The sequence below is a fragment of the Effusibacillus consociatus genome (genome assembly GCF_042652925.1).
Classification (GTDB): Bacteria; Bacillota; Bacilli; order Tumebacillales; family Effusibacillaceae; genus Effusibacillus; species Effusibacillus consociatus.
This window is the reverse complement of sequence record NZ_JBHSHC010000154.1, coordinates 38,368-55,876: the sequence shown is the minus strand read 5'-3', so window position 1 is coordinate 55,876 and position 17,509 is coordinate 38,368. Positions and strand designations below refer to the sequence as shown.

15 protein-coding genes and 1 tRNA gene are annotated in these 17,509 nt (G+C 49.4%); 3 read left to right on the top strand and 13 right to left on the bottom strand.

All coding sequences use genetic code 11. The features are described 5' to 3' along the window. Positions 1–10: 10 nt before the first annotated feature. From ACFO8Q_RS22330 to ACFO8Q_RS22295, 8 genes are all read right to left on the bottom strand, one after another. Positions 11–727 carry a hypothetical protein gene (locus ACFO8Q_RS22330; protein WP_380029264.1) on the bottom strand — a complete coding sequence of 239 codons (717 nt, stop codon included), beginning with the start codon at positions 725–727 and terminating at the stop codon, positions 11–13. A gap of 11 nt (positions 728–738) precedes the next feature. After that, positions 739–1,845: an SAF domain-containing protein gene (locus ACFO8Q_RS22325; RefSeq protein WP_380029262.1), complete on the bottom strand. Its 1,107-nt coding sequence runs from the start codon at positions 1,843–1,845 to the stop codon at positions 739–741. A 42-nt stretch (positions 1,846–1,887) separates the two neighbouring features. Further along, positions 1,888–2,496 carry a hypothetical protein gene (locus ACFO8Q_RS22320; protein ID WP_380029260.1) on the bottom strand — a complete coding sequence of 203 codons (609 nt, stop codon included), beginning with the start codon at positions 2,494–2,496 and terminating at the stop codon, positions 1,888–1,890. Beyond that, entirely contained in the window at positions 2,484–2,696 is a 213-nt protein-coding gene (locus ACFO8Q_RS22315) for a hypothetical protein (RefSeq protein ID WP_380029258.1), read from the bottom strand. The genes ACFO8Q_RS22320 and ACFO8Q_RS22315 overlap by 13 nt, the downstream gene beginning before the upstream one ends. A 74-nt stretch (positions 2,697–2,770) precedes the next feature. Then, entirely contained in the window at positions 2,771–3,709 is a 939-nt protein-coding gene (locus tag ACFO8Q_RS22310; protein WP_465251895.1) for a ParB/RepB/Spo0J family partition protein, read from the bottom strand. Further along, on the bottom strand, positions 3,657–4,484 hold the full coding sequence (locus ACFO8Q_RS22305) for a ParA family protein (RefSeq protein WP_380029256.1): 828 nt from the start codon (positions 4,482–4,484) through the stop codon (positions 3,657–3,659). Before ACFO8Q_RS22305 ends, ACFO8Q_RS22310 begins: the two co-directional genes overlap by 53 nt. Continuing rightward, positions 4,481–4,624 (bottom strand): hypothetical protein, encoded by a 144-nt coding sequence (locus ACFO8Q_RS22300; protein ID WP_380029254.1) that lies wholly within the window; start codon positions 4,622–4,624, stop codon positions 4,481–4,483. Before ACFO8Q_RS22300 ends, ACFO8Q_RS22305 begins: the two co-directional genes overlap by 4 nt. 810 nt (positions 4,625–5,434) lie before the next feature. Then, on the bottom strand, positions 5,435–10,648 hold the full coding sequence (locus ACFO8Q_RS22295; protein ID WP_380029252.1) for an InlB B-repeat-containing protein: 5,214 nt from the start codon (positions 10,646–10,648) through the stop codon (positions 5,435–5,437). A gap of 590 nt (positions 10,649–11,238) precedes the next feature. On the opposite strand from ACFO8Q_RS22295, the gene ACFO8Q_RS22290 reads away from it, so the two are divergent. Continuing rightward, positions 11,239–12,837 carry an alpha/beta fold hydrolase gene (locus ACFO8Q_RS22290; RefSeq protein WP_380029250.1) on the top strand — a complete coding sequence of 533 codons (1,599 nt, stop codon included), beginning with the start codon at positions 11,239–11,241 and terminating at the stop codon, positions 12,835–12,837. 5 nt (positions 12,838–12,842) lie between these two features. Here the strand turns inward: ACFO8Q_RS22290 and ACFO8Q_RS22285 are convergent, their stop codons facing one another. The 3 genes from ACFO8Q_RS22285 to ACFO8Q_RS22275 form a co-directional block, all read right to left on the bottom strand. Continuing rightward, on the bottom strand, positions 12,843–12,995 hold the full coding sequence (locus ACFO8Q_RS22285) for a hypothetical protein (RefSeq protein WP_380029248.1): 153 nt from the start codon (positions 12,993–12,995) through the stop codon (positions 12,843–12,845). Between the two features lie 595 nt (positions 12,996–13,590). Next, entirely contained in the window at positions 13,591–14,979 is a 1,389-nt protein-coding gene (rlmD, locus tag ACFO8Q_RS22280; RefSeq protein WP_380029246.1) for a 23S rRNA (uracil(1939)-C(5))-methyltransferase RlmD, read from the bottom strand. Then, on the bottom strand, positions 14,967–15,569 hold the full coding sequence (locus tag ACFO8Q_RS22275) for a cyclodeaminase/cyclohydrolase family protein (RefSeq protein WP_380029244.1): 603 nt from the start codon (positions 15,567–15,569) through the stop codon (positions 14,967–14,969). Before ACFO8Q_RS22275 ends, rlmD begins: the two co-directional genes overlap by 13 nt. A gap of 169 nt (positions 15,570–15,738) precedes the next feature. Between ACFO8Q_RS22275 and ACFO8Q_RS22270 the strand changes: the two genes are divergently transcribed. Together ACFO8Q_RS22270 and ACFO8Q_RS22265 are read left to right on the top strand one after the other, a co-directional pair. Then, positions 15,739–15,894, top strand: a complete 156-nt coding sequence (locus ACFO8Q_RS22270) for a hypothetical protein (protein WP_380029242.1) — start codon at positions 15,739–15,741, stop codon at positions 15,892–15,894. 85 nt (positions 15,895–15,979) lie between these two features. Then, positions 15,980–16,054, top strand: a tRNA-Gln gene (locus ACFO8Q_RS22265). Between the two features lie 65 nt (positions 16,055–16,119). Here ACFO8Q_RS22265 and ACFO8Q_RS22260 read toward each other — a convergent pair. Next, complete coding sequence (locus tag ACFO8Q_RS22260; protein ID WP_380029240.1) at positions 16,120–16,464, bottom strand: hypothetical protein; 345 nt, start codon at positions 16,462–16,464, stop codon at positions 16,120–16,122. A gap of 96 nt (positions 16,465–16,560) precedes the next feature. Beyond that, the gene (locus tag ACFO8Q_RS22255; RefSeq protein WP_380029238.1) at positions 16,561–17,445 is read right to left on the bottom strand and encodes a diacylglycerol kinase; all 885 of its coding nucleotides are present in this window, start codon (positions 17,443–17,445) and stop codon (positions 16,561–16,563) included. Positions 17,446–17,509 lie beyond the last annotated feature (64 nt).

Sequence of the window (17,509 nt, the reverse complement as noted above, 5' to 3'; positions counted from 1 at the left end):
TCGCATAAAATTACCGGACACGCGAACGCTTTCGGGAGCGCGCCCATGCCCGCCGGGCGGTTTTGGCATCACAATCAAACAACTGTTGCAGCATGTCCAGCACGGTCCGGCGATACGTCCCGGACAGCCGCCTGATGTCGATGCGGCCATGATGCTGGTTGTCCAGTTCGACCGACATATCCCGTTCGTCCAGCGGAAAGCGGAACACGGTGTCCTCCCAACGTATCGCCTGCTGCGGCAGCAGCGAATCGATATACAGCTCGGGTATGGCGATCGGCAGAGTGGGAGCGATCATTTTGTAAAACGACAGCGGCTGACCTTCCGCTTCGTGAAGGCACAGCCGCTGCATCAGTTCCGCGTTTTTATGCATGCCGAGCCGGCTCCAATTGCTGCACCAAACCCGCTTGTCATAGCCCGGCAGCTCTCGTCCTTTCACAAATTCGGTGTGATCGGTGTCGAGCAGCATGACATCGTAGGCCGCTTCGCCTTCGGCTTGAAGCAGGGAGCGTTCCAATTGCGCTCGCGTGATGAGCCCGGTCGCCACATCGATGCCTTCAAATTCCCGCAGCGAATCGCCGAATTCTACTTGCGGCAAATAGCCTTGCATGGACTGGGCAAGGGTGGAATCCACGATCAGCACCTTTCGCTCCATCGCCGTGAGCAGCTTGCCCAGCACAAGGAGCAGGTGGCTTTTGTCCGGCGCGCCGAAAAACACGACTTTTTTCATGACGGCCTCCTTCACTGGTTAAAAATGTGCTCCAGTTTATCCTTGCTGGCAGGCGCTTCCGACGGCGATGCTGGCGCTGATGGCGCTGGCTCTGCGGACGCTTCCGGTTGATCTTCATTCGTCGTTGTCGGAGCGGAAGGGGAAGGCAGCGGCTGCGCGGCTGGCGGTTCGTGATCGACCGTAGCCGTTGCGCCTGCCGGTTGCGGCGATGGAACCGCTTCTTGCATCGCATTGCCTTGCCGCGTGACGATCCGTTCGTTTTGCAGTTGCTGCTGAACCGTTACGCTGCCGCTCGTTACGCGCAGTTTGTCCGACTCGCTCATCGCCTTCAGATTGCCGTCCAGTGTCGAGCGAAGCTGGCGGGCAAGCTCGGTTATCGCTTTTTCGAGCAGGTTCGGATCATGCGCCATCAAATCGAGCACCTTCGGATTGGCGGGATAATTGACCGCCGCCGCTTCCTGCAAGCCTGGCTCGATGTAGGGTAGGGCATACAGCCGCGCGCCTTGCAAGTACGCGTCGATAATTGCGCTCGAAGTCCGTAATATATCCAGTTCATTCATTTCCAGCCAGATGACAGTGCCGGACAACTCCCGCACTTTCTTTTTCGCCAGCAGGACAAAATCCTCGCCGGTCGGGAAGTTGATTCGCACGTCGATATACTGTCCCTTTTGCAGATTGGAGGGAAGCTGAATGACATGAAACTCCTGCACCCGCAAATCCTTCGGGATCGGCGCGCTCTCGTACAGCATGGACGGCATCAACGGCGTGCCTGGCTGCAATTCGATTTTGGCGCTTTTGCCGATGGCCGCATTCTGATCGGTAATCATCCCTTGCGGCACCAGACTCGCGGGCATCGGGACGGACTTGAGGTCTTCCGCCGCCACGGTGCCGCCTGCCGGAATGGTGCGCGCCACGGTCCAAACACTTCTGCGCGATTGTTCCTCTATCGTTTTCAGTTCCTCGATTTGCCTTTCATATTGTTCCTTCATTTGCTCATGCTTCTGCTCTTGCTCTGATTGCTTTATCAGAGAAAAAATAGCCGCAGCCGCAAGTAAACAAACGCTTACGGCAATCGCGGCGATAATAAGCGTCTTGCGGTGCCGATACGTCCACGACATCGCTCACGTCTCCTTTCTCCTATATATTAGGAATTGCATCTCTTACCGGACCTCGTCACGGCGCTTCGGCTTTTGCTGGGTTACAGCCTGATGCTGCTCCAGTTTTTCTTGCGCCCATGCGGGCATATGCTCCGGTTTTAGCAGACCCATAAAATCCTCGCGATTCCAGCGAGCCTCCTCACCGGTATACAGATTGATCACGTAAACGGCGCGACCTCGGGAATAGGCAGAGATGCCAAACCCGCTTAGCGCCAGCACAAGCTGGTTAACTGCGGTGCGATATTCGGGTCGCAACCGTTCCGGCCGGATGACAACAACCTGGTTGTCAATGCGCATGTCTTCACGAATCGGCTGGCATTGGGCTTGGGTAAGGGGAGATAAGGGCACCTTGACACTGGCCCTTTCTTCTTTGAGATCCTCCAGCTCCCATTGCACGCGGGAAACAAAGTCATGCACGGCTTCAAGATAATCCGCGCCGGCTGCAAACGCGTAAAATTGCTCGACACCCAACGAATTGTTTCGGGTGCAGGTACTAACCATGTACGGACGTTCGGCATTGGTTTCGTCTATGCCAAGCAGCACTTCCACCTTCCCGATGGAGATGGCCTGAACGACTTCATACTTGTCCACCATTCGCTTTATTTCTTCCATTGTCCGTCCTCATCTCCTGGAAAATTGCGGTCATTCTTCGTTCCCCGGCTTCGCTTTGATTGGCCGGCTTCACGAGATTTCTTGTTTCGCGTGTGCGGCTGCTCGGTCTCATCCTCCAAAACTTCAAAGCGGTTGAAACCCGGCTTTTCTTGCATCAGGCGCTCATATTGACGACGCCTCCCTTTCGTGAAATACACCATGAATCGCCTCCCCAAAAATGGGCATAAAAAAGCTCTCCGTCCTAGGGGAGAGTGCCTGCCGAACAGGATACAGGCTAACGTTCCTGTTCCCGTTGCCGTTTTTTATACCAGCTTTCCAACAGTTGTACGATCAGGTCTTCCTTTTGCTTTTCGGTAAAGTCCCTCGGAAAGAAACGGTCGATCCGCTCGCGCCGAATGGTCATCTTTTCTTTCTGGTTCGGCTTTTCTTCCGTAAGAATCGAGAAGATCACATCCACGTTGAGCCGCCCGTCCTGGCTCAGTTTTTTCATGCGCTGCGCCTGCGTCAGCGAAGGCGTGCAGTCTTCGGACTGCATCGTTTCGTACAGGGCTTGCTGTTCTTCTTCGGACAAGTAAGAAAGTTCTACGGCCGGATTAAACGCGATCCGTCTATCGTCTACCATTTCGAGAATGGAGGAAGTCAGTTCGGTAAGGCGGATATAGCGCTGGATTTGATTGCGACTTTCCCCTGCTTGATCTGCCAACAATTGATCGGACCGCTTTTGTGTCCCAACTTGGGACACATTTTCTCTATTAGGTCTGCCCACCTGTCTCTTCATCGCCTCCAACTTCATTTTATAGGCGAATGCTTTCTCGCTTGGCGCAATATTTTCCCGTTGCAGGTTGCTGTCCACCATAATAATGGTCGCCTGATCGTCGTCCAGTTCGCGGACGATACAGGGCATTGTCTCCATGCCGGCCAGTTCGCTCGCTTTTTTACGCCGATGCCCGGCTACCATTTCGTAGCCGCCATCGCCTTTCGGACGTACCAGTCCGGGAACAAGTACTCCGTATTGCTTCACGCTGTCCGCCATTTCCAGCATCGCTTCATCCGCCTTCACCTTGAACGGATGGCCGGGAAAATCGCTGATTTCCGATAATGGTATTTCCATCACCTTTTCCCGCTGCTGGTCGGCGCGGCTCTCCTCCGTCGAGAATAAATCAGCGACTGTGGTCAGTTTGATGCTGGCGCGCATGTCGTCTTTCGCTGCCAATGCTCTGCACCTCCTTCGTAAAGGCGGCATACGCTTTTGCCGTTTGACCATTGGGGTCATGAGCATAAATGCTTTTTCCCTTGGCGCTCGTTTCCGCCGCGCGAACGGATAAGGGAATTTCGGTGTTGAACACGCGCAGCTTGTCGCCGTAGTCGCGCCGAAGAATATAGGAAATGTCTTTGGAAAATTTCGTCCGGCTGTCTACCATTGTGAGCAGCACGCCGTCCAAAACCAACTTCGGATTGATCTGCCTGCGTACACGGGCAATGGTCTGCAACAGTTGGGTCATTCCTTTAGCCGGCAAATAATGCGCCTGTACGGGAATAATGACGCTGTCCGCTGCCGCCAACGCGTTGATGGTCAACATGCCTAAACTCGGCATGCAATCGATCAGCACGTAATCGTAGTCGGCTTTAACGGAGTCGATGTACGAACGCAAAATCGTTTCTCTGCTCATCGTATTGACGAGCGATACTTCAACAGCAGACAGTTCAATATTGCCTGGCATCAGGTCAACGCCTTCATGGTGATGCAAAATACCTTCCCGCGCTTCATAGGATTCTTCCAGCATCGTTTTCGCCAGCAATGTGGCCAAAGATACCGACAGATTATCCGGCTCGTGGAACCCTAACGAATCCGTCAGGTTGCCTTGCGCGTCCGCATCGACCAGCAAAACCTTTTTCCCATCCCCAGCCAAACCGATCCCCAGGTTGACCGCCGTTGTGGTTTTGCCCACGCCGCCTTTCTGATTGGCGAGGGCGATTACCTTAGTCATTCCGACATTGCTCCTTTCATGCAAAAAGCCGGTGCGCTGAACATATCAGGGCAACCGGCTTTTTGATTAGTATCTATATAAAAAGAGAACACCGCAAGAAGGGCGTTCTCTTGAATATTCATATGTTGCAGTAACTTCATTTTCAAATATCTCGTGAGCTTATTCCAATGAATTCAACAATCTACACACACGATGTCCAAATCCAGGTTCAAAACAACGGAAACTCCAAACTCCAAACTAATCATTGAGTGGCTGTTTTTGTGAAGTCACTGCCGCTGCGGTTCGCCATCAAGGAAAATTCTTACGGCTCCGTTGAAATCCATTCTTTTGCAAAAAGAATCACCGACTAATGATTGCCTCAACCAATGCTTCCCTCAATTGCAAAACTACATTGATTCAGACTATTTTTACATGCCGATAAAGATTCGGCTTCTTTCACCTAAACTCAGTTCTTTTGAAAGGAATAGACGATGTATTATCCAATTTTCATCAAAATTCCTTTATTTGCTGACTATTTTACATTCTTTTTAATTTGGCACACATTCCGGGAGGTTCTTTAGCTTCCTCACTCGAACAAAAAGAAACTGAACTTGACTTGGATACGCCAATTCTTTACGAATTGCGTCTCATCATCTCACAATTTGCTCGGTTAGCTAGCCAATCCAAAGCGCATGGTGTTAGTCTCCATGCTTGAAGGGCGACAGAGGCATAAATGATCGCTTCCTCCTCACTCCCCCGTGAACGGTATGCGGGAACATAGCCTATTTGGTTGGCATTTGTTGGATTCTGCTAGAGCCTTGATTTATAAGGGTTTTCTTCATTTGAGTATGGTTCTAGTTGGTTGTCGTCTTGATCTAAATGACCGCTTTCGTCCCCAATCCGTCCCCAGTTGAAAAGGAAAGGTTATCCCTCGCTTGAAGGATAACCTTAATGATTTTTGCGTAGGTCGATTAAATCAGTTCAGATTTTTGCAGGAGTCTTTGAACAATAGCAGCTACCTCTGCTCTGGTGATGTACGCTTTCGGCTCAAGCTCTTTACTGTTTCTCCCAGAAACGATTCCTGCCTGCAAGCAGTCGGCAATACCGGTCTTCGCCCAATTGGAAGCCTCGGTCGCATCCGCGAATGGACTCAGCACTTCGTCTGCCGCTTTGGCAGAAATCTTGGCTTTCAGGTCGGTGATCGTCATCGCTTTGGAGATGATGACCATCGCCTGTTCACGTGTGATCTTGTCATTCGGGCGGAATGTTCCGTCTTCATACCCATTGATCAAGTGATACGCATATGCCGTGTTAATGGCACTGCTGTACCAATCTGCTACCTTCACGTCCGAGAATGGTGTAGCCTCATTCTCTAGCTTAAGCCCCAATCCGCGAACGATAATGGTTGCAAATTCAGCGCGGGTAATATCTCGGTCTGGACTGAACATGCCGTTGCCTGTACCGTCGATGACCATCCGTGATCCCATGTCATTGACGGCATCTTTCGCCCAATGGTTCGCGACGTCCTTGAATTCAAGCGGATGCCAGATGACGGAGTACGTACTGTTGGTCACGCTGTTGATTTTTGCGTAGTACTTCCCGTCGATCACAACGACTTTGGTCGGTACATGACGTAAGGTTCCGTCCGGTTCGACGACGACTCCTGTGGTGATTTTGCTCGGATCTGCGCCGTCCGGAATGGCAATGGTTCGTTCTACATACGCGTTGAACTTCGACACTTCGATGCTCGTATCTCCATACGTGCCCCTTACGGTGAAGTTGAGCGGCGGGACGACAAGGGTAAACGTTCCTTTCGCCGCTGCGTTCTCCACGACTTTCACCGTATCGGCTGTCGATGCGGCAATTTCAATCTGCACCTTGATGTCTTGCAAATCCACCGACTTCCCGATCTGATCCGATATGGCGCTAATGTTGATTTGCTGCGCAGGGAGCGTATAGGTCGCTTGATTAGTTTTGATCTCCAGAACCGCTTGCATATCTTCCATGTTTTTAACTATCTGACCGTTTAATTCACCAATGACAACATCGGACTTGGCGTTCACCGGAATCGTGACTACCGCACGCATGCCTTCCGCCGCGAGCTTGTCCTCCAACTTTTTCTGGTCCAAAGCGATGGTCGTCACCGTTTGGTCATTCACTTTGGTTGTCGTTGCCGTTCCCGCATTTTCGACTTTGCCGTTGACAAGTACATCCACACCCGTATTAGTGGTCTCCGGTGTAGTCGAAATCGTTGGCTCTGTCGCTCTACTACTGCTACTACCGCTGGATGGCGACCTCGGGATGACCGCGTTGGACTCGGCAGAAGATGCACCGCTTCCCGCACCATTAATAGCCTTCACCGTAAAGGTATAGCTCGTTCCATTGGTCAGGCCTGTGATCGTAATCGGACTTGTTGTTCCTGTTGCTGTGAAGTTCCCCGGTGAAGCTGTTACCTCATATCCCGTGATCGCATCTCCGCCATTGTCCGTCGGAGCGGTAAAGGTAATAGTCGCTTGGCCGTTACCAGCCGTTGCAGTGACGTTGGTCGGTGCTGCTGGGACGGTTTTCGGCGTTGCACTCACTTCGTTAGAAGCGGCACTGTCTCCGCCCGCATTCGTCGCTTTCACCACGAAGTAATAGGTCGTCCCATTCGTTAATCCGGTTGCCTCATAGCTGTACACCGAACCGCTGACGGTCGCCGCTGCCGCTCCATAGCTTCCCGAGGTGGTGCTCATATAGATTTTGTAGCCCGTAAAGCCAATCACCGGATCCCAGCTCAAGGTCACTTTGGCGTTCCCTGCTACCGCTGCTTGCAGTACCGGCGCTCCCGGTGACGAAACTTGCGGCGTTGCGCTCACTTCGTTGGAAGCGGCACTGTCTCCGCCCGCATTCGTCGCTTTCACCACGAAGTAATAGGTCGTCCCATTCGTTAATCCGGTTGCCTCATAGCTGTACACCGAACCGCTGACGGTCGCCGCTGCCGCTCCATAGCTTCCCGAGGTGGTGCTCATATAGATTTTGTAGCCCGTAGAGCCAATCACCGGATCCCAGCTCAAGGTCACTTTGGCGTTCCCTGCTACCGCTGCTTGCAGTACCGGCGCTCCCGGTGATGGAACTTGTGGAGTTGCACTCGCTTCATTCGAAGCAGCACTCACTCCTCCGGCATTAATAGCTTTGATTACGAAATAGTATCGAGTACCGTTCGTTAAGCCAGATACTTGATAAGTGCACACTGAGCTACTCACTGTAGTTAATGGATCTCCGTATGAGCCTGCTGTTGTACTTTGGTAAATATTATATCCTGTTGCATTTGAAACACTTGTCCAACTGATGATTACATTCGAATTACCCGAAATTGCAGATTGAATCACCGGCGCATTAGGTCGATTCATTGTCCACTTCGCATACAGCGTGACGTTCGCGCTTCCCATGCTGAAGGTGGCATTGGCCGCATAATCCGTTCCGCTGCCGTCCGCCGCTGTGTTCCAACCTGCAAAGGTATATCCCGTCCTCACCAAATTTCCGGTATTGCCCAACACGGTGACGGTTGCTCCCTGCTCATACGTTCCGTTGTCTGTCGGAACGCTTCCTCCGGTGCTGCCGTTGCCGTTATACGTCACGGTGTAGGTCGGGTTCGCTGTCCACTTCGCATACAGCGTGACGTTCGCGCTTCCCATGGCGAACGTATTGCCTGCTGCATAATCCGTTCCGCTGCCGTCCGCCGCTGTGTTCCAACCTGCAAAGGTATATCCCGTCCTCACCAAATTTCCGGTATTGCCCAACACGGCGACGGTTGCTCCCTGCTCATGCGTTCCGTTGTCTGTCGGAACGCTTCCTCCGGTGCTGCCGTTGCCGTTATACGTCACGGTGTAGGTCGGGTTCGCTGTCCACTTCGCATAGACCGTGGTGGTACCCGTGATCGGGGTGTTCGCGAAATCAAACGCGGTCGTATACGTGTTGTCGGTATACCAGCCTGCGAACGTGTATCCGGTCTTCGTCGGGTCGGTCGCCGGTCTCGTCGCATGGCCGTTATAATTCACGGTCTGATCGGCTACGGCCGAACCGCCGTCAGTGTTAAAGCTCACCGTATAACTGTTGATCGTCCACTTCGCATACAGCGTGACGTTCGCGCTTCCCATGCTGAAGGTGGCATTGGCCGCATAATTCGTTCCGCTGCCGTCCGCCGCTGTGTTCCAGCCTGCAAAGGTATACCCCGTCTTTACAAGATTGCCGGCGTTGTCAAGCACAGTCACCGTCTCTCCAAATTTATAGACGTTGTTGTCAACCGGAACTGTCCCTGACGTCGCCCCGTTTCCGTCATAGGTTACTGCGAAGTCTGTCTGATTAACCGTTATAGAAGCGGTAATAACATTTGAATCACTATATCCATCGTTTGCCTTAAATGTAAAACTATCATTTCCGTAGAAATTATTGTTCGGGGTGTACGTAAAACTGCCGTTTGTATTTACGGTCACGGAACCATGGGAAGGGTCCGAGACCTTGCTGTATGTGAGGTTAGCAGCCTTAGCATCTGAAAAACTTCCATTAAACGATATGTTTTCATTGGTTGAAAAGTCTGTCACCGTGGGCGTCCAGTTCCCCTGCAGTTTAATACTTTTGCTCCCCCCCAAAGATTGAGCAGACGAGGTAGAAGGCAGGCCAAGGCCAGCACTGACCGTCCCGGTGGCATCATCCACAATAGTCCCCGAATTTAACCATAATGAATTGGTAGTTTGATAGTTTAACAGTTCAACGCTATCAGTGTCCTGTACTGTGTAGTTGAAAACGAGCGTAGAGGTCCCTGATCCTGAATTATATGTAGCTGCCTGACCGTTATTAAGGACCAACGTCGGCGCACCTGTCACTCTAACAGGCTGATTGAAAGTCACCTTAATCGGAATGGTTGTATTCTTAAAATATGTTCCGTTCGGTATATCAGACGTTACACCTATTACAACCGGAGTATTGATATTTACAAGCCCAGAAACCTCCTCGGGTGATAAAGCCCGATTATACATGCGGAATTCGTCGATATCGCCATTTAGTGGATACCAGTTGCTAGCTAATTTTCCTATATACAAGTCTTTTGTATTGATACTTGAAAAATCAAATGGTTGGGATAAAGTCTTGGAGTCAAACTGTGTTCCGTTTATATAAAAACGGACGTTATTTCCTGAAACAGTCAAGGCTATATGAACCCATTGACCAATCGGCAAAGTATAGGTTGCGCCAGCCGCACCGTTTGGCTGCTGTCCAATACCTATATTATTGTTGCCAGAATAGTAATAATTATAAAGGGTGGATTCACCATCCTTTGAAAATATACTATGAGTTCCATTAGCAACCGTCGAACCATAATTGCCTTCTTGACCTTTATTACTGTTCATTTTTATATAATATGCGACAGTAAAGCCATCACTAAATTGAAGTGAACTGCTTGTTGGAACCTTTACATAACCCCAAGGGGTAGAATCAATACCTTTAAATCGTATAGCTTGTCCTTTAAAACCGCTTTCGTAACTTGTTGAAGAAGGATTAAATACACTGCCGTTATTGTTATTGCCTGAGGCATCATCAGCATTCCCGTCAAATGGCAGATAGAGTACAAGCCCGCTATTTAAGTCATTACTCGCAAATACAGCCCCCGCCGTCTGACCCTCGTTCAAAACGGACGTGTTTGCCGCATAGTTATTCAGATCCTGAACATTCGTTACAAGACCAGTACTTGGCGTGTAAGTCAATGAAGATCCATAAGCATAGCCCGCGGCGTTCGAGATGAAATAACCAAAGTAATCTTGACCTTCGTAGAAAAGACCTTCTGAACCGAGTCCCCATACCGTTCCGTAATTGGAAATAGTCTTGACTAATTGACCATTGGCTTCATAGAGGTTAAGTCTAACGGTATATGCATTAGGATAGGAGCTTGATTGCTGGGTCGCACTATCTACAAATTGAACGTAGCGATCATTGTTAGGACCCCAATCAATTTCTACTCTTGCCGAGCTACCCTGTGTCGCGTCATATATATTTTTAAAATTACTAACCGTAAACGGAGAATTAGCCGTTGGATAAGCGGGGCTACGCTGTACATCGAATACTTGAGCCTTGCCGTACTTACCGGCAAACAACCCTGTATTACTTGCAAAAACCGGTGCGGCGAACTGAGGCAGCATGGTTTGTAGCATACAGCCCAGTATCACATAGACAATGATTTTTTTAAAATTTTGCTTCAATTTATTGGCCTCCTTGTCCTTTCTAAAATATCTGTTTAGATAGCATGAACCTGTAATGAGCGTCCTGGTCGTCGGGGCAGCTCGCACTTCACGGGCCAGGAATACAAAGATGAAAATACTAGACCAAAACGTTGGTCTAATCGTCGATAAATGACGACTTTTGGAAAAAGGACAGACTTGCAGAATTTCAGGCTGTCCCTAAATAATTTATGCTGCGACTATGCTTGAATGCCCCGCCATGGCGAGCGTAAAGATGGATCTTGTCGTTTGTTTCTTAGAAAACCTGACTGTTGTCAGTGAGCCTACATAGTTTATAAACATTTGAATGTATATGAGTGCAGCCCATTTACCTAGTGACGACAAATATTCACAACTTCATCAAAAGCATTGCGACATTAAGCAAACCCATTCTGTCTACGAACTCCCTGTCCATTATATCCGAAAAGTGGTAACAAAAAGGTAACAAAATGAAGGGTTCCATCGATTTATGTCGAAAAAATATATCGCATCTTTTCAAAAATGATGATTTTTGGGGGATACATATGCCATTCGAACCAATTAACGGGATACTTGCCTATTATCAGCTGTGCGGAGACAGAACCAAATCCCTGGATACAATCGTTATGATTCATGGGTGGGCTCTTGATTCAACGGTTTGGGGAGATCTGATCGGGTTATTGGAAACCCATTTTTTCGTCATGATGTATGATCTGCGGGCTCATGGCAAAAGCGGTACTGGGGAGGAGACGATCACATGGGAGCTGCTTTGCAACGATTTATACCAATTAACCGAGCGGCTGGGTCTTAAGCGTGTTCATTTGCTCGCTTTCGGCTACGGCACACATCTGGCCACCAAATATACGCTGCAATATCCGGACCGCGTTCAGTCGTTAATCCTGCTGTCATTGCCGTATATGTCACCGAACCATGTTCATTTCCATCTTTCCCAACATGTATTCCCGGCCATGAAGGAAACGATGGAATCCGGCAATAAACATTTTCTCCGGCAGTATAAGGAATTATTGAAGGGCTATACGACATTGGAAGCCGATCATCCTCTGCTTCTGCATTATTTTCGCGTTGCGCTTAACAGCCCCATGCATCACTTCGCGCATTTGCTTCAGCTTACTTTGAATTCGACTCTGCTGACGGAGTTGTCCCAGATTCAATGCCCGGTTATGATTATGACCGGAGAGCTAAATGCAACGAGTCCAAGCGGACTATTTAATGCGAGCTCATTCTTATTGAAATATCCGACCCTGATTACAATTCCGAACGCATCGTTTCTGCTCTTTCTGGAACAGCCCCAAGAAACGGCGAAATGGATTCATACTTTTATCTCACAGAAATGTCCGATGCTGCGCAATGATTCCTTGAGCACGAAATCAGAGGTCAGCCAGCTCATTCAAACGATTTTTCAGCCAACCGAGCATATTCCGGTACAACATACTCCTATCCTCGACATACAGTTGCTTCACAAGTTCCATGTGAAAATAGATTCCATCCCGATTGCATCGGGTTGGAAACAGCGCCACGCCAAACGGCTGCTGACGTACCTTGCTTTTCATCCCGTCACAACCCGGGAGGTGATCTGCGAGGAGCTTTTTCCTCATTTGGATGCAAACAAAGCCTTGGCCAATTTGAAAGTGTATCTGAATCATCTGGATAAGTTACTGCGGCATCCGACGGTTCCCGTACGGGGCTTGCTGTTTCATCAAGGCACAGTTTCTGTACAATATAAAATCAAATGTGACCTCATTGATTTAATGGAAGTCATCCGGCAAGCATATCATGAACAAGACACTTCCATACGATATCAAATGTGCGAGCAATTGTTGGACGCGTTTTCAAACGACATATTACCGGACATCCACGATGATTGGGCTATTCGTGTGAAAAACCAAATCGAAACCGAAGTCTGCGAATTAAACGAATGGATGGCTAAGTATTGCGCAAGTCAGGCGCTCTATTCTAAAGCTGCGCATTTTTACATGAATATGTTGCACTACCGTTCCGACGAGGAGCATATTTATGATCGTATCATTGAAATGTTCAGTCAATCCGATGATCACCAGGCCAAGAAGAAATGGCAAAGAAAAAAAACTATCGTCCTTCGGAAGCTTGCACAATCAGGCATATGAGAGGCTCACCGAGGTATCAAGAGGCGCCTCCATATTCTTCTATGTTGAATGAGCGACATGGCAACCATCATCACATTTACGGCAACAAAAAAAAACGGCATTTCTGCCGTTAAGCGAACCACTGACCGCATCGCTGCCAGCGATGCGTCTCCTAGCATAGCTAAGTTCTCCTACTAAACACCACCGAATTTGAGCTATACTGTCACATCTCATCTATTTAGCAAAAAAAAGCAATTGGTCGTCCCTTCCCCCTAATTCCTCTCCCCTGATTTAAGAAAAAAGCCGAGGAAAAACAGGAGTGGAAACCCGCTTCTCGCTCGGCTCGTAACACGACTTTTTTATTCTTTGTCACGACCGTTTAGGCTTTGAGATGACTTTGATTGCTTTTTACAGCCGCCTTTCTGATTGACGAGGGAGATCACTTAGGCATTCAGCATTTCTAATTTCACGCAAAAAGCCGGTTGCGCTGAATTTCTTTAATCAGGCGGCCAGCTTTTTAAATTGTATCTATATATAAGAAGAGAACACCGCAAATAGGGCGTTCTCTTGAATATTCCTATGTTGTAGTGGATTCATATTCAAAGCACTCGTGAGCCTATTCCCATGAATTCAACATGTCTACACACCCGACGTCCAAATCCAGGTCCAAAACGACGGAAACCTCAATTTTGTCTTTGAACACCTTATTTTTGAAGTCGCTGCCGTCTGCCGTGAAAGTCATAAAGCGCGCAAAGTGTTGAAAATAAAGGATTTCTACGTATCGATTCGTTGCATTCCTATTACGCACTCCACATGCTTCGTCTGCGGAAACATATCCACCGGCTGAACCTCTTGCGTCTTATAACCTCGATCTTCCAGATACCGAAGGTCACGCGCCAGCGTACTCGGATTGCAGCTCACGTAAACAACACGCTCTGGCTGCATGTCCGCGATTGTTTGCAGGAGTGCCTCGTCGCACCCTTTGCGTGGGGGATCGACGACCACCACGTCTGCCTTCAGACCCCTTTTTTCATACAGGTCCGGGATCACCTTCTCGGCTTCCCCGACAAGAAATTCCGCGTTTGTAATCCCGTTGAGCGCCGCATTTCGCTTCGCGTCGTCAATCGCTTCCTTTACCACTTCCACCCCAATTACCTGCTTGGCCTTCTTGGCCAGGAACAGCGAAATCGTCCCGATCCCGCAATACGCGTCGATAACCGTCTCCTCCCCGGTCAATTGGGCATATTCCAGCGCTTTGCCGTACAGCACTTTCGTCTGGATCGGGTTCACCTGAAAGAACGATCGGGCCGAGATGGAAAATCGGATGTCGTCAATGCGGTCCTCGATCGTGTCCTTGCCCCACAGAGTGATCGTATCCGGCCCAAAAATCACATTCGTGACTGCCGTGTTCACATTCTGAATGATCGACACCAGATGCGGGATCTCGCCGCGAAGACGCTGAATCAGTTCTTCTACCTTCGGAATTTTACGGCCGTTTGTAATCAGCACGACCATCGTTTCATCGGTGTGATACCCGACCCTAGCTACAATATGGCGCACAAGCCCTTTCTTCGAGGCTTCGTCATAAGGCGGAATGTTCAGGTTTTCCAAAGCCCGCTTCACTTTGTTGACGATCTCGTCACTGTACGGATGCTGGATCGGACAGCCTTCCATATCAATAATCTCATGCGTACGGGGCGCGTAGAATCCGGTTACGATTTTTCCGTTTACAAGTCCCACCGGCACCTGCGATTTGTTCCGATACTCCCACGGCACGTCCATGCCAAGCGTCGGATGAACCGGAACGTTTTCCAACTTGCCGATCCGGGTTAGCGAATCGATCACCATCTGTCGTTTATGTTCGAGTTGTCCCTCATACGTCATATGCTGGAGATGGCAGCCCCCACAGCGATGATAGATGGGACAAGACGGTTCTGTCCGGTGGTGCGAGGGGTGAAGCAGATCCATTAAGCGTCCGTAGGCAAAACTTTTCTGGACTTTGACAATCTTGGCCTTCACCCGTTCACCCTTGATGGCGCCCGGCACAAAGATCGTAAAGCCTTCATACCTTCCGACGCCTTCTCCCTCATGTCCCTGACCGGTGATCTCGAGCTCGATAGATTGATTTTTCTGTACTGGAATATTCGCGGTTACTTTTGCCATTCGTTTTCCCTTACCTTATGTAAAATTCGGCCGGCTGCCTCATGGGCCTGTATTCGCCATTCTTCAATCCGGGCAAGCAGTGTGGCATCTCCGCCACCGCCCCATTCAATGTCGTTTTTTTCAATTTCAAAAATCGCATCGGCAGCCCCGCGTCCCAAATGCGCAATTGCAAGGACGTCCGATCGGACGGACTGATGAACCCGACCGGAGACCCCCTCAACCAGCCGGAGAAGCTTCACCAATGCAGATGCAATTTTTGCAGGTGCCGCCACTTGTTTACGTACACAAGCAGGTCCTTCCCCACTCATAATGCTTGCCGTATCCTGTATATCCTCTTCCGCGAAGCGAAGAAGTTTCCTGTGCAGCTCCCAGGCTTCTTCCGCAAAGCCACTCCAGCTTTCCTTATCAGGCGGTGAGGAATGCTTCTCCGACACACGTGTGATGAGAACAGTTAGGCTTGCCAGCAGTGCCCCAACCACTCCGATCACGGCCCCACCTGTTGGACTCGGAAGTTCGGGCCGGCCCACTTCCGTACAAAAATCAGTTACCGTATAGTCTACATAACATTTTGTATTGTTAATCTGTTCCATACGCCCACCTGCTTCCGTTTCCCTAGTATACACCAAAAAGAACCAGTTATCGTACATCCGGTCGAATATAGAAATAACTTCCCGCGACCGACATTTACACTTAATACGCCTCGAATCTTTTAATAAGTAACTTGGGGGGTTACACATTCCATAAAGGGAGGAAACCACGTTGTCTAATGAATATGTTCTCTTCCAAACGGTGAAGATGGCAAAGAACGATGCGGAGTATAAACTCGGAAAGCTCGACAAGCTCATCAAAAAGCTGGAGCGCAAATTAAATCGTTTGGAACATGAGCTTGATCAATTGCCCGTCCGGGCGGAATGAAAGACAGTGGCTTTATTCACAAATCATGAATGAAAAAAACGAGAATTGTGCATTCTACTGAACGGATCTCCTTAACCACGGTTCTTGGGGAGTAGCCAAGCGGTAAGGCAACGGACTTTGACTCCGTCATGCGAAGGTTCGAGCCCTTCCTCCCCAGCCATCGTCCAGTAAGAAAAGCCCCCATCAGGGGGCTTTCTGCATGAAGAATACAGTTGCGCGGTTCCGCTATTCGATTTCTTTCACTGAAACAATCGATACAGGCTTTGAAATGTAGGTTCCGTCCAATTGCGTTTCCTGCAGGACACCCTTTTTTGCCAGTTCTTTAATATTGGCATTGTTCGGATTCGAGACAAAGAGACGCAATTCCTCGTTCGGGAGCAGCGGAAAGATTTTTTGCAGATCAAAAGACCCCCGGTCTTGCTGATAAATTTTCAGCTGGTACCGGCCGAATTGCTGCTCCACCGGTTCTGGAAAGCTCTCCAGCAAAATCCGCTTCATTTTCTCCAATTCCCGATCAACCATTTTCTTTAATTGGTCCAGTTCATAAAATCTGGAAAGAAAATCCTGCATCTCCATCTCCCCCCGACCTGCACGAATCTTGTACACGAGCCAGTCCATGGCGCCCTGTAAAAATGTGTATGATGGGAGAAATGTTTTAGAACTCTTTCAGACCAATACCCGCAAATGATGCTTCAGCACACGAAACTCCTTAGGCAATGAGCCGCCGTACTCCCCGTCCAAATTCAAATCTACGCGCTCGTTGGATGTTATTTTCAACCGGTCAGTCTGAAAATACATCACTCGTTGATTGTGGATGTGTTCACCTCGCAAAGCCTGTGTTGCAAGTTTCACAATATCAGGAATACTTGACTGCTTGATAAGAATCACATCAAACAATCCGTCATCCGGTTCGGCTTCCGGAGCGAGTTTTTCAAATCCGCCTACCCGCCGGGAATTGCAAATCAAGCAGAGCATCGCTTTCCCCGAAAAACCAAAGTTTGGCGCTTCCACTTCAAGATGAATCGCCCCAAGCTGCGGAATTTTCTCAAGACCTTTCATGTAGTAGGCCAACTGACCGAGGGCGGTCTTCATTTTACTGGGCACTTCGTACGTGATCTCCGTTATTCGTCCACACCCTGCAATATTGATGAAAAAATGGTCATTTGCCTGTCCCACATCGAGTGGCCGTACCTGAAACTTGGTGAGTTGTTTGGCCGCCTTCACGAGATTGCGCGGAATTCTGAGAGCTCTTGCCAAATCATTGCTGGTGCCGGCAGGAAGGATTCCGAGAGTAGGGCGAATCGGAGCAGATGACAAACCGTTTACAACTTCGTTGACGGTACCGTCTCCTCCTGCAGCGATCACATAATCAAATTCATCTGCTGCAGCCTTGACGGCAGCTTCCCTGGCATCATCTGAACCTTTGGTCATGTGACAGGATGTCTCGAGTCCTGCAGATTCCAGAATATCCAGAATTTCAGGCAAGTGCTGACGCATCATTTCTTTTCCGGATGAAGGATTATAGATCAGCCGAGCCCTCTGCTTGCTCACAAGACATTACCTCCTGAGAATTGACGTCCCATGAAAACGATTCGGGTCCCACCATCGGGGCAAG

Excerpts from the sequence above, each read along its gene's own strand:
- ACFO8Q_RS22330 (WP_380029264.1), bottom strand. The coding sequence starts at position 727 with ATGAAAAAAGTCGTGTTTTTCGGCGCGCCGGACAAAAGCCACCTGCTC.
- ACFO8Q_RS22325 (WP_380029262.1), bottom strand. The coding sequence starts at position 1,845 with ATGTCGTGGACGTATCGGCACCGCAAGACGCTTATTATCGCCGCGATT.
- ACFO8Q_RS22320 (WP_380029260.1), bottom strand. The coding sequence starts at position 2,496 with ATGGAAGAAATAAAGCGAATGGTGGACAAGTATGAAGTCGTTCAGGCC.
- ACFO8Q_RS22315 (WP_380029258.1), bottom strand. The coding sequence starts at position 2,696 with ATGGTGTATTTCACGAAAGGGAGGCGTCGTCAATATGAGCGCCTGATG.
- ACFO8Q_RS22305 (WP_380029256.1), bottom strand. The coding sequence starts at position 4,484 with ATGACTAAGGTAATCGCCCTCGCCAATCAGAAAGGCGGCGTGGGCAAA.
- ACFO8Q_RS22300 (WP_380029254.1), bottom strand. The coding sequence starts at position 4,624 with ATGAAGTTACTGCAACATATGAATATTCAAGAGAACGCCCTTCTTGCG.
- ACFO8Q_RS22295 (WP_380029252.1), bottom strand. The coding sequence starts at position 10,648 with ATGCTACAAACCATGCTGCCTCAGTTCGCCGCACCGGTTTTTGCAAGT.
- ACFO8Q_RS22290 (WP_380029250.1), top strand. The coding sequence starts at position 11,239 with ATGCCATTCGAACCAATTAACGGGATACTTGCCTATTATCAGCTGTGC.
- ACFO8Q_RS22285 (WP_380029248.1), bottom strand. The coding sequence starts at position 12,995 with ATGCTAGGAGACGCATCGCTGGCAGCGATGCGGTCAGTGGTTCGCTTA.
- rlmD (WP_380029246.1), bottom strand. The coding sequence starts at position 14,979 with ATGGCAAAAGTAACCGCGAATATTCCAGTACAGAAAAATCAATCTATC.
- ACFO8Q_RS22275 (WP_380029244.1), bottom strand. The coding sequence starts at position 15,569 with ATGGAACAGATTAACAATACAAAATGTTATGTAGACTATACGGTAACT.
- ACFO8Q_RS22260 (WP_380029240.1), bottom strand. The coding sequence starts at position 16,464 with ATGCAGGATTTTCTTTCCAGATTTTATGAACTGGACCAATTAAAGAAA.